Below are 12,082 nucleotides of genomic sequence, written 5' to 3' on the forward strand. Positions count from 1 at the left end.
CTCTCCCCTTGCGGGAGGCCGGGCATCCGTGCGTTCGTGAAGTTTTTGTTCGTGGGCGAAGCTCTACGCGTCGAGCGATTTCTGCAGCAGGTAGGTGCCGACCCAGCGGTCGAACTTGAAGCCAACGCGCTTGAGGTGCCCGATGGATTCGAAGCCCAGTTTCTGGTGAAGGTGCACAGACGCTTCGGTGCCCTCATCCGAGATCACGGCAATGACTTCGCGGATACCGATCTGCCGTCCGCGATCGAGCAGTTCGGTGAGCAGTGCGCCGCCCACGCCCTGACCGGTGGCGGCCGGTGACAAATAGATCGACCCTTCGACGGTGTGCTTGTAGGCAGCTTTGGGGCGCCACGGAAACATGGCGGCATAACCGAGCACGCGCTCGTTGTCGTCGACAGCGACGATGAACGGAAGTCCCGACTCGTCGACGCCGATTCGCTTGGCAGTCATGATCTCGGGCGTGACCTCGACGATGTCGAAGGTCACAACGGTCGTGCTCACGTAATGGCCATAGATTTCGGCGAGCGCCGCATCATCTGCCGCGATGGCGTCTCTGAAGTGGTGTGCCATGGGTGCTCCCGAGGTGTCGTGACAAAGAATGCGAATGGTGAAGACTGTCTCGCCCCGAGGGTGACGAGACTCTTATTTTATGGGGCTGGTGACGGGTCGATTCGCCAGTCGATAGGCGCAGCCCCTTGCGCCTCGAGCGCAGCGTTTACTCGACTAAAGGGCTTCGAACCGAAGAACCCGCGGCGGGCAGACAGCGGGCTCGGGTGAGCGCTCACGATCACCGGCGTATCCCCCAGCAACGGCGCAACGGATGCCGCATCCTTGCCCCACAGCACCGCAACAAGTGGCTGCGGCCTCGCCGCGAGCGCCCGAATCGCGTGGGCCGTCACCTCTTCCCACCCGTGTCGACGATGGGAGCCGGTCTCCCCCGCCTGCACCGTCAGTACCCTGTTAAGCAACAGCACGCCTTGGCGTTGCCACGCGCTCAAATCGGGGTGCGCAGCGGGCGGGATGCCGAGGTCGTCGTTCAGTTCCTTGTAAATGTTTCCGAGGCTCCGCGGTAGCGGTCGCACCGCCCGGTCGGCCGAGAACGCGAGCCCCACGGCGTGCCCGGGCGTGGGGTACGGGTCTTGGCCGACGATGAGTACTCGCACGCCATCAAGGGGCGCTTCGAAGGCGCGCAGCACGGCATCCGGTTCGGGGAGCCAGTCGCGGCCAGCGGCGGTCTCTGCCTCAAGAAATGCCTGAACAGCGTCCAGTTGACCCTCGAACGGGTGCAATTCGCGAGACCACCCGGGGTCGACACTGCTCAAGTCCATGTCACTACGCTAATGCGCGCCCTGTCTACCGATAGCATCCGTTCATGTCATTCCTGCGCGGAAAATCCGGGGCCATCACGATGGGCCTCATCGGCTACCTCTTCTTTGTCGAGCTGGTGAGCGGAATCATTCAGGGGTACTACATCCCACTGATCCCTGACATTGTCGATCACCTCGGCATCCGCGATGCAGACTTCAACTGGTTCGAGGCTGCGCAGCTGCTGCTGAGCGCCATTGTGGTGCCGATTCTGGCGAAGCTCGGCGACATGCACGGCCACAAGCGCATCCTGCTCATTTCGACCGTTCTCACCGCCGGCGCAACCTGGTGGCTCGCCTTCACCGGTGATTTCACGAGCTTCTTGATCGCGTGGGCTCTGCAAGGTTTCTACGTTGTTTGGCTCCCGCTCGAAGTCGCACTGATCTTTGACCGTGGACGCGTCACCGGCATGGGCGCATCACAGACCCGTCGGGCCGCAGGATTCCTGGTGGTTGCCCTCGAAGCCGGTGCAATCATGGGCGCCATCGGTGGCGGCCGCATCTTCAAAGCCTTCGGCGAAAACGTTCAACAGACTCTGATGATCCCCGCGATCGCCGTAACGATCGTCTTCTTCGTGATCCTGTTCGGCGTTCCCGAATCGAAACCGCTGCCCGGCCGCACCCTCGACTTCTGGGGTTTCGTAATCCTCACGATCGGCCTCTTACTCATCACATCGGGGCTTACGTTCTTGCGCATCAACGGCCCCTCGGCATGGTGGGTCTACCTCGTCATGCTCGCCGGTGTCGCCACCTTTATCCCATGGGGCCGCTACGAGCTACGTCAGAAAGACCCCGCCATCGATCTTCGGATGCTGCGCGACCCGAGCATGTGGCCCATCCAACTCACGGCGGGGCTCGTCGGCATTAGCTTGCTCGGCGCTCAGGCACCGCTCGCGACCTTCGCCGGCACCGACCCGATCAATGGGTACGGCCTCGGCATGGAATCGGATGAGATTTCGTACATCATCGGCGCCTACCTCGTTTCGATGATCGTGGGAGCGCTTCTCTTCCCGATTCTGTCGAAGTGGAAGAGCCCGCGCGTCGCGCTCATCGTGGCCACCTTCTTTGTCGCAACCGGCTACCTGATGTTCTTGCCATTCCACGCGACAGTGCTGAGCGTGTTCCTCAACATGAGCATCGCGGGCCTCGGCTCGGGTGCCCTCGTCGGGGCACTCCCCGCTGCGGCCGCAGCCGCTGCTCCGCGAGGCCAGACCGGCATCGCAACCGCTCTCACCAACACGACCAAGACAATTGGTGGCTCGTTCGCCTCGGCGATCTTCGCCATCGTTCTGCTGGCCGGGGCGGCATCCGCTGTCACCGAAACCGCCTCAAGCCTGTTCGGCTACCTGACGGTGTTCACCATCTGCGGTGTTGGTGCACTCGTCGCAGCCGTGCTCCTGTTCTTGGTGCCAAAGCTCGCGTTCGCCGACGTCGTGGACGAGATCGAGGAGCTCGTTCCAGTGGCAGGAGCCGGAGCGGACGACGCTGCGACCGAGAGCGCCGAACCTACGACAGCCCCAGGAAATAGCAACGACTAACGAACCTTCAGTTCGCCGCGGATCATTTTGAACGGTGCGGCCTGGGCAACAGGCTTGATCGTGATGAGGTCAAGGTTCACGAACGGCGGCAGTTCAAGGGCGTGCACAATTGTTTCGGCAATGTCATCGGCGACGAGCGGGTCGGGCACGTTCTCGTAGACGGTGTCAGCCTTGGCCGCGTCGCCGCCGAAACGAACGAGCGCAAACTCTTCGGTCTTCACCATGCCGGGAGCAACCTCGATCACTCGGATCGGCTCGCCAGCAAGCTCGAGCCGCAACACAGCCGTCAGGGCGTGCTGGGCAAACTTGGCCGCGTTGTAGCCGCTGCCGCCCTCGTAAGGCACGGATGCCGCAATTGACGTAATCATGAGGATGCTCGCCGTGTCGCCCTCTACGATCGCTTCGCGCAGCAATGGCAAGAGCGCACTGGTAACGCGCTTGGTTCCCACAACGTTGACGTCGAACATCCGGATCCAGTCATCCGCGTCGCTCTCCTCCACGCTCGCGACGCCGAGCGCACCGCCCGCATTGTTGACGAGCGCGTGGATGGGGCCAAGCTCACGCAGGTAGGCAGCGAGCGCCTCGACGTCATCCTGTTTCGTCACGTCGGCAACGAACGTGTCAACGCCGGTGTCGGCCGCGAGCGCCGCAAGCCGTTCCTCCCGTCGCGCGACAGCAACCACCTGCCAGCCATGTTTCACAAAACGACGTGCAGTCGCTTCGCCGATTCCTGAACTTGCGCCGGTAACTACTACTCGCTTGATCGCCATCCTTTAACGGTAGTGGCTTGGAGCAGTGGCCAGCCACCGGATGCCGCCCACGCGGCAGGCAAGCGGGCTTTAGTGTTCGTTCGCGACGAGGTATTCGGCCGACGCCAGAATCGCATCGGTGGAGGAAATATAGGTAAAGCCCAAGTCACGCGGGGCATCAGAACCATCAACATCGAGGTTGCGCTGGATGGAGCCGGCAAGCGCCCGCACTGCGGGGTTGAAGGGAGCAACAACTTTCACGAGCCAGTCGGGCAGTTGCCGGGTGGTGATCTTGCGCTGCGGATAGGCATTCTTGAGCACCGTGCTGGCTTCGGTAATCATCATCGCCCCTGCGTTCGCGGGATACCGCTTGCCGATCGCCACCGCACTGTCAATCGCTGTGACGTGCATGCGGGCAACGTCACGAACATCCACGATGGGCAGGTTCGACTTGGGGTAAGCCGGATCCACGCCACCGAGGAATCGCTCAACATACGCCAACGAGGTGGCGTAGTACTCATCCATGGGCGGGCCAAAGACGGCACCGGGGTTGATCGTCGTGAGTTGCATCTCGGGGTGCTCCGCTACGAATGCCCATGCAGCTCGCTCCGCCAAGGTCTTCGATGCCTCATAGGCGGTGGTGTCAGGATGCTTCGGGTCTGTCCAATTCGCGGGCGTCGAGACATCCATTCGCGGCTTGGCTGAATCTTTATAGATTGCGGCGCAACTGGAGGTGAGGACGACACGATGCACGCCGGCGGCCTGCGCGGCGACGAGCGCCCGCCGAGTGCCCTCGACAGCGGGGCGAATGATTTCCTGCGGGTCCTTAGGCTCATCGACCGGGAAGGGTGACGCAGTGTGGAGAAGCACATCTACCCCCACCATCGCCTCGGCCCAGCCCTCGTCGGAGAGCAGGTCGAGGGAGACAAAACTCAGGTCGGCACCGGGAAACAACGCCTCAACTTGGGCTTGTCGCGTGTGTGAGCGCACTGCGGCTTTCACCGAGTAGTCATGCTCCAGCAGCTCACGGACGATGTGTTTAGCGATGAAGCCCGAGGCGCCGGTAACGAGCACGGTAGTCATTTGTCTCCTCGAAGGGTTCCTGCAGCGAGCTGTCGGTTCAATCTAGTTCCCACAACTGGAGAAAAGGCACACGAACCTCACGGCCTCGCAGATTACACTTCGACGAATGACCGGAGCTTCTCTCACCACTTCGCCGCCTGCGCGCGCCCCCAAAGTGCGACTCCCCCACTGGGATAACGCCCGCTTTCTCGCCGTCACCCTCGTGGTGATTGGCCACGGTATCCAGCGGCTCACGTACGACTCCAACAACGCCTTAGCGCTGTACCTCTTTATCTATGCGTTCCACATGCCCGCCTTCGCGATTATCAGTGGCTATTTCTCCAAGCCAGGCCCGCCATCGGCGCTTCAGATGCGTCGGGTTCTTACCGACATTCTGCTGCCGTACTTCATCATGGAAGCCATCTGGTCGATCGTGAAGTTCTTCGCGGAGGGCACGACTGACCTCAACCCGTCGAAGCCCAGCTGGACGCTCTGGTTCCTTCTCGCTCTCGGCATTTTCCGCCTGGTGCTCCCGTACCTCGCACTATTGCGCTGGCCGCTGCTGTGGGCAATCATCGGCTCTGTCGGGGTCGGCTACTTCGACAACGTTGACAGCACCTTCTCGCTCTCTCGCGCCATCGGCATCCTTCCCTTCTTCGTGCTGGGGTGGAAACTCAATGAGTGGAAGCTCATGGAGCGTTGGAAGGTCGCCGAACGCTCGGTCTGGCTCATTCGGGCACTCGCCGTCACGATCTTCTTCGGGTGGATCGCCATCATCCTCAGCAACATTGAACTGTGGCGCACGATCAATCTGCGCTTCTGGTTCTTCTACGACGACTCCTACCAGGGCCTTGGCGAAGACCAGTGGTGGGCTGGTGCGGTCCGGCTCGGCCTCATCGCGCTCGCTATCCTGCTGAGCGCAGCGTTCTTCGCTCTGGTGCCTCGCCGCCACACGTGGATAACGGATGCCGGCCAGGCCACCATGTACGTCTACCTCCTGCACAGCTTCGTCCTCTATCCACTGCGCGAAAGCGGACTACTGATGGATGAACGGTCCTCGGCTATGTGGCTCGTGAGCATGGTGCTCGGCTCCATCGGTATCGCGCTCGTGCTGTCGACTCCGCTGATCAAGAAGATTTTCCGGCCCATTATTGAGCCCAAACCCAACTGGGTATTCGCCCCCTTACCGAAAGAGACAGATCTGTCTACTAAAAAACGGTGAGTTACGACATATTTCACGAGTGATTGACCACCCCACGGGGCCTGCTTAGGCTCACAGTGTGGCGGACATCCCGATCCACCAACCGACCTAGGAGGCCGCCGTGAGCGACTGGAACTTTGAAACCAAGCAGATCCACTCGGGCGCGCAGCCTGACCCCACGACCAACTCGCGGGCGACACCGATCTACAAGACGACCGCGTATGTGTTCAACAACGCGGATCACGCGAAGAACCTCTTCGCGCTGGCCGAATTCGGCAACATCTACACCCGCATCCAGAATCCCACCCAGGATGTCGTCGAGCAGCGCGTAGCCGCGCTCGAAGGCGGAACCGCAGCGCTGTTGCTCGCTTCCGGCCAGTCGGCAACGACGTTCGCCGTGCTCAACATTGCGCAGGCTGGCGACCACATCGTCTCGTCGTCGTCCGTCTACGGCGGAACCTACAACCTCTTCAAGTACACGCTCGCGAAGCTCGGCATCGAGACCACCTTCGTTGAGAATCAGGATGACGCCGCCGAGTGGGCTGCCGCTATCCGCCCCAACACCAAGCTCCTCTTCGCGGAGACCATCGGCAACCCGCGCATCAACGTGCTCGACATCGAGCTCGTCGCCGACGTCGCCCACGCTGCTGGGGTTCCGCTGATCGTCGACAACACCATCGCGACTCCGTACCTGATTCGTCCGTTCGAGCACGGCGCCGACATCATCGTTCACTCGGCCACCAAGTTCTTGGGCGGCCACGGCACGGTTCTGGGTGGAGTCATCGTCGATGGCGGCAAGTTCGAGTGGTCGAAGAACGTCGACAAGTTCCCCGGTCTCACCGAGCCTGACCCGTCGTACCACGGCGCCAGCTACACCGGCGTTCTTGGCGATGCCATCGCGTACATCATCAAGGCCCGCGTTCAGTTGCTGCGCGACCTTGGCTCGGCCATCTCCCCCGACAGCGCTTTCTCGCTCATCCAGGGAATCGAAACACTCAGCCTGCGCATTGAGCGTCACGTGCAGAACGCTCAAGCAATCGCCGAGTGGCTCGACAGCCACGACGACGTTGACACGGTCTACTACGCCGGACTGCCCTCGAGCCCGTGGTACGCGAACGCCAACAAGTACGCGCCCAAGGGTGTCGGTGGAGTTCTCTCCTTCGAACTCAAGGGTGGAGTGGATGCTGGCCGCTCGTTCGTGAACAGTGTCGAGCTCTTCAGCCACGTCGCCAACATCGGTGACGTGCGCAGCCTCATCATTCACCCCGCATCGACGACCCACTCGCAGCTCTCCCCCGAGCAGCAGTTGACCGCCGGAGTAACACCAGGACTGGTGCGACTCTCGGTGGGCCTCGAGAACATCGAGGACATCAAGGCCGACCTGCAAACCGGTTTTGATGCCGCACGCGCTACCGCCGCAGAGGCGCGCGCCCGCGTCTAAGACTGCTGGCTTCACCAGTGGCGGCAGTGCTCTTCGGAGCGCTGCCGCCACTGCCTCGTTAACGCGGTCGGCAGCCACCGGCTCCGTAATAATTTCGTGCCACACAGAATAGTTCGCGATACTTAAGACGACATGGACTGGCAGACACCTGAAGACACTGTTCCTTCGGCATTCATCACTGACGCAAACGTGCGTTCGCTCCTCGGCAAGCCCCCGGCGACGGGCGCGTGGCGCGAGGGCGATCCGGTAGGTCACCGTCAGTTCGTCACCGTCACCGATCTCGCTTTGGAGTTCAGCCGCCGCCTTCCCTCAGCGCGTATCGCTTACGAAACGCACGGCGCTCTCAACGACGACGCGTCAAACGCGATCCTCGTCGCCCACGCCCTCACCGGTGACAGCCACATTGTGGGCAACCCCGGAAACGGACACGCTACCGCCGGATGGTGGAACGATCTTGTGGGTCCAGGCAAAGCCATCGACACGGACCGCTGGTTCGTCGTCTCCCCCAATATCTTGGGCGGCTGTCAAGGCAGCACCGGTCCGGCATCCCATGCCCCCGACGGAGCCGAGTTCGGCGCCCGCTTCCCGTTCATCACGATCCGCGACCAAGTAGCCGCCCAGGTCGCCCTCAGCGATGCCCTCGGCATCGACAAGTGGGCGGCGGTAATCGGTGGCTCGATGGGCGGCATGCACGCGCTGGAATGGGCGGTCGCGCATCCGGATCGCCTCGACAAAGTTGCCATCTTGGCCGCACCGCCGGTCTCCACGGCCGACCAGATCGCTCACAACTCGGTTCAGGTCGAGTCGTTGCGTACCGACCCTGCCTTCGCCGATGGTGCTTACTACGATGCCGCCGATGGCGACGGGCCCCACCGCGGGCTCGCTCTGGCGCGTCGCCTCGCACTGCTCAACTACCGCTCTTCCGACGAGCTCAATGAACGCTTTGCCCGCACGTGGCAAAGCGACGTGAGCCCGTGGGGCAAGGGTGGCCGTTACGCCATCGAAAGCTACCTCGACTTTCACGGCAACAAATTCGCGCGCCGCTTCGATGCCAATAGCTACGTCACCCTCGTCGAAGCAATGAGCTCCCACGACATTGCGCGCGGTCGCGGCACCGTCGCTCAAGCGCTGGCTCGCGCCACGATGCCCGCGCTCGTGCTGGGCATCGACAGCGATCGACTCTTCCCCGTGTCCGGCCAAGAGATCATTGCCGAGCACCTGCCAGGCAATATCGATGGAGCGCTGCCGCATGTCATCCATTCGCCCTTCGGGCACGACGGCTTCCTGATTGAAGATGCGCTCGTGAGCGCCCAGCTAAAACGCCTGCTCGCCCTCTAAATCTCCTGAGAATCACCCCGCATCGAGCGTGTTGGGCGAAAAAATGTCGCTTTCTCATGACAAACGGCGGTGCGTCACCCCCGATGGAGGGGCGGAATGTGCAAACATTGCCACAAATGGACCTCACCACAAAAGAACGAGATCGCCTACTTCAGCGCACTGCGCGAGTAGCGAGTCTCAGTTTTCTGATCGTTTCGGTCGTGTGCCTGAGCATCCCCGACGCAGTGTCGACGACAACACTGCTGCTATGCCTCCCGCTGTACGTGGTGATGGGCGTTGTGCAGTTCCAAACCGGAAACAGCCGGTCGCTCGGCTGGGTCATCCCGTCGTTCGTGGTTGGCATCGTCGCCATCCTGCTTATCGCCGGCACACCGGGTGGGCCAAGTCAGGCCGGGCTCTCCGCTGTTGCCCAGCTCTCGTCGGCTTCCCTCGCCTGCCTCGCCATCGTGCTGACAACCACCCTGCTGCGCCGCATCGTGCTGCTCGTCAGCTTTCTCGCCGTCGCGAGCGTCACGATTATTTCGCTCGCGCCGTTCCAACCGCCCGTGCGCACTCTCGCCCTCGTGATCTTCGGCTGGATCCTCGCGGCACTCATCGGCTTTTGGATTAGCTCTGGTGTTCCGCAGGCCGTGCGCCGCATCGCCAGCATCGGTCGCGCCCACCGGGCAGAACGTCAAGCAAGCGAGACTGAAGCCCAGCGTCGCCAGGGTGCTCGACTACTTCACGACACGGTTCTGGCCACCCTCACTCTGCTCGCCCACTCCGGTGTCGGCGTTTCAGCAGAGGCAATGCGTCAGCAAGCGGGCGACGATGCCCGCCTCTTGCGTCAGCTGCGTCTCGGTGCCACTCCCACACCGCAAGCATCCGGCGACTACAACCTCAGCGCCCCGGTGAGCGAGACGGTGCTCGGCACCACGCTCGAGTCGGTCAAGCAGCGCTTCGGCCGCATGGGCCTCGAAGTGAGCTGGCACGGCACCGGCCAAGTCCTGCTCCCCAGCGACGTCCTCGATGCCTTCCTTCTCGCGCTCGCTGAGTGTCTCGAAAACGTTCGCCGCCATTCCGGCGTTACAGAAGCTCACGTCACGATCACCGAAGACAACACCACCGTTCGCGCCATGATCACCGACTCCGGTGTCGGCTTCATCCTCGACGATGTAGATTCGGCAAGCCTCGGCTTCAAAGAGTCCGTCGTCGCACGGTTGAAAGAAGTCGGCGGGCAAGCACGACTGTTCTCCACGCCCGGTTCCGGAACGACCGTCGTCTTGGAGGTTCCCCGATGACCTACGCTCCCCCCGAAGAAAACACTCTCGGCGTCATCGTCGGCGGCAAACCACGCCATGCCAAGAGCGCCGCTGTCCGGCGCCTCGCGGGCGACGACACGCCCCGACTCATTGGCCTCGGCACCGGTTTCGTCGGCGTCGGAGCGGCCATTCTGGTGAGCCTTCGCGCGATCTACGGTCTTGTGTGGCTCGTAATCCAATGGGACATCTACCCCAACCCCGTCACCGCAGCTATCGCGTGGGTGCTGCTGATTATCATCATCATCGGCACCATCACGGTGGTGCAGCTCACGAGCGGCCAACTTCCGCTCTGGATGTTCGTGCTCTTCCTTGGGGGTCTCGCCGCCGTCATGGCGCTCGACATCTTCGCCATCTGGGATCTGCACAACATCGGCGGCCACGCGACCTCCGCGGTTGCGGCCGGAATGGCGCTGCTTCTTGTGCTGACGGTTCGCCCCAGCGCCGACATCATCATCGCTGTCTCTGCCGTCGGCGCAGGCTTAGCCGCCGCCATCGTGGTCAATGTGCCCCTGACCAACGACAACATCGCGCCTCAGATCACGACCGTGGCGTTCGCCGTGCTCCCCACCGTGATCGGGCTCTCCCTCATCGTCAACTTCCGCCAACTCGTGCAGGTCGAACTCGACCGAGTGCTCGTACAGAGCACCCTCACGGCGCCACGCTTTGCCGTCGGCATGATGGCATCCGAAGAACTTGCCCGCCTCGACCTCGCCGCTGAAAAGCTGCTCGACTCCGTGGCAAACGGTTCAACCAAATTGCCGTTGCAACCCAAAATTGCCTCGACCGCAGCATCCCTCGCCACCGAATTGCGGCTGCACCTCATTGAGGGGCGCCGCGAAACCTGGCTTTATCACGCGATCACCGAGTCTGACCTGCTCGGCAAATCCGTAACACTCACCGACAAGGGAAGCCTTGCCGGTTTGCTCGACCCCACCCAGCGAGATGGCTTGCTGTCCACTGCGTGGCTCTTTGTGACCGACACCACCAAACGCGGAGCCAAGAACTCCGTCCACATCACAATCGCGCCATCAACTACCGTTTTGGCGTCCGGTTTCGAAGACAAAGTGGCGGTCGGAATTTCGATCAGCTCAACCGGAGTGGCACGAAATCGTGTCGACGCCTCCACGTGGGAAGCGGTCGCAAAGGTCGGAACCTATACCGACTCCATCGAGAACTCCAGCGTGCGCCTCGACATTGAATGCCTCGTCGAGAACCCCGCCGACCAATAATTTTCGTAAGATAAGACGAACGACCAGAGGACCTAATCGTGACTGAACCAACAAAGCGCATCCGGCTCGCCATCGTTGACGACCACCGAATGTTGCTCGGTGCGCTCACCGAGTGGATTCGCCAGGCCGCCGCCGACATCGACATGGTTGTTGCCGTGCCGACGTGGCCCGAACTCACGATCCACCCCGAGTTCCCCGTCGACGTTGTGCTTCTCGACCTCGACCTCAAAGACAACATCCCGGTCTCGCTCAAGATCAACACCCTCAAGTCGATGAACGTGCGCGTCGTCCTCATGAGCACCTATTCCGAGCCCAACGTGGTTCGCGAAGCTCTCGCCGCTGGTGCCCTCGGCTACCTCGTCAAGAGCGAAGACGCTGACATGATCGTGGAAGCGATCCGCGCAGCATCCAAGGGTGAGTCGTTCATTTCCGCCGAACTCGACTTGGCGATCAACGCCGACGAAATCGGTGGAGCCCCCAAGCTCAGCGCCCAAGAACGTCGCGTCATGGCGCTCTACGGCGGCGGCGAGCCCGTCAAGTCGGTCGCCTACCAACTCAGCATCTCTGAAGAGACCGCCAAGAGCTACCTCAAGCGCATTCGCGAGAAGTACCGCGTCGCAGGCTTCGATGTTGGCACCAAGGTAGCGCTGCGCAAGCGCGCCCTCGAAGACGGCATCCTCATCGAGACCGACACGATGCACCACCTCTAGGCTGCACCGCTCGGCACCACGCTTCAACGCAATCGCCCTGTCCCACTGCGTGTGGGACAGGGCGATTGCGTTGCGCGGGTTGCACGGAATGCACGGAATGCACGGAATGCACGGAATGCACGGAATGCGTGCTCGCGCACATGCTGATG

At 62.0% G+C, this 12,082-nt stretch carries 11 protein-coding genes; 7 read left to right on the forward strand and 4 right to left on the reverse strand.

Features of this window, described 5'->3' with window-relative positions; genetic code table 11:
- Positions 1-63: 63 nt before the first annotated feature.
- Together I6E81_RS13975 and I6E81_RS13980 are read right to left on the reverse strand one after the other, a co-directional pair.
- Entirely contained in the window at positions 64-570 is a 507-nt protein-coding gene (locus I6E81_RS13975; RefSeq protein ID WP_197108978.1) for a GNAT family N-acetyltransferase, read from the reverse strand.
- A 77-nt stretch (positions 571-647) separates the two neighbouring features.
- Positions 648-1,328 carry a uracil-DNA glycosylase gene (locus I6E81_RS13980; RefSeq protein WP_197108979.1) on the reverse strand — a complete coding sequence of 227 codons (681 nt, stop codon included), beginning with the start codon at positions 1,326-1,328 and terminating at the stop codon, positions 648-650.
- A 44-nt stretch (positions 1,329-1,372) separates the two neighbouring features.
- On the opposite strand from I6E81_RS13980, the gene I6E81_RS13985 reads away from it, so the two are divergent.
- A complete protein-coding gene (locus I6E81_RS13985; RefSeq protein ID WP_231604412.1) occupies positions 1,373-2,902 on the forward strand; it encodes an MFS transporter in 1,530 nt (509 codons plus the stop codon).
- On the opposite strand, the gene I6E81_RS13990 is transcribed toward I6E81_RS13985, so the two are convergent.
- The gene (locus tag I6E81_RS13990) at positions 2,899-3,672 is read right to left on the reverse strand and encodes an SDR family oxidoreductase (protein ID WP_197108980.1); all 774 of its coding nucleotides are present in this window, start codon (positions 3,670-3,672) and stop codon (positions 2,899-2,901) included. The genes I6E81_RS13985 and I6E81_RS13990 overlap by 4 nt on opposite strands.
- Positions 3,673-3,741: 69 nt before the next feature.
- Positions 3,742-4,734 carry an NAD-dependent epimerase/dehydratase family protein gene (locus I6E81_RS13995; protein WP_197108981.1) on the reverse strand — a complete coding sequence of 331 codons (993 nt, stop codon included), beginning with the start codon at positions 4,732-4,734 and terminating at the stop codon, positions 3,742-3,744.
- A 106-nt stretch (positions 4,735-4,840) separates the two neighbouring features.
- Between I6E81_RS13995 and I6E81_RS14000 the strand changes: the two genes are divergently transcribed.
- From I6E81_RS14000 to I6E81_RS14025, 6 genes are all read left to right on the forward strand, one after another.
- Positions 4,841-5,935, forward strand: a complete 1,095-nt coding sequence (locus tag I6E81_RS14000) for an acyltransferase family protein (RefSeq protein WP_197108982.1) — start codon at positions 4,841-4,843, stop codon at positions 5,933-5,935.
- A gap of 100 nt (positions 5,936-6,035) precedes the next feature.
- Positions 6,036-7,355: a bifunctional o-acetylhomoserine/o-acetylserine sulfhydrylase gene (locus I6E81_RS14005; protein ID WP_197108983.1), complete on the forward strand. Its 1,320-nt coding sequence runs from the start codon at positions 6,036-6,038 to the stop codon at positions 7,353-7,355.
- A 132-nt stretch (positions 7,356-7,487) separates the two neighbouring features.
- Positions 7,488-8,693, forward strand: a complete 1,206-nt coding sequence (locus I6E81_RS14010; RefSeq protein ID WP_197108984.1) for a homoserine O-acetyltransferase — start codon at positions 7,488-7,490, stop codon at positions 8,691-8,693.
- A gap of 116 nt (positions 8,694-8,809) precedes the next feature.
- The gene (locus I6E81_RS14015) at positions 8,810-9,973 is read left to right on the forward strand and encodes a sensor histidine kinase (protein WP_197108985.1); all 1,164 of its coding nucleotides are present in this window, start codon (positions 8,810-8,812) and stop codon (positions 9,971-9,973) included.
- Positions 9,970-11,223 (forward strand): hypothetical protein, encoded by a 1,254-nt coding sequence (locus tag I6E81_RS14020; RefSeq protein ID WP_197108986.1) that lies wholly within the window; start codon positions 9,970-9,972, stop codon positions 11,221-11,223. Before I6E81_RS14015 ends, I6E81_RS14020 begins: the two co-directional genes overlap by 4 nt.
- Positions 11,224-11,261: 38 nt before the next feature.
- Positions 11,262-11,933 (forward strand): response regulator transcription factor, encoded by a 672-nt coding sequence (locus I6E81_RS14025; RefSeq protein WP_197108987.1) that lies wholly within the window; start codon positions 11,262-11,264, stop codon positions 11,931-11,933.
- The last annotated feature ends 149 nt before the right edge of the window (positions 11,934-12,082 follow it).

Source organism: Salinibacterium sp. NG22, assembly GCF_015864925.1.
Lineage (GTDB): Bacteria > Actinomycetota > Actinomycetes > Actinomycetales > Microbacteriaceae > Rhodoglobus.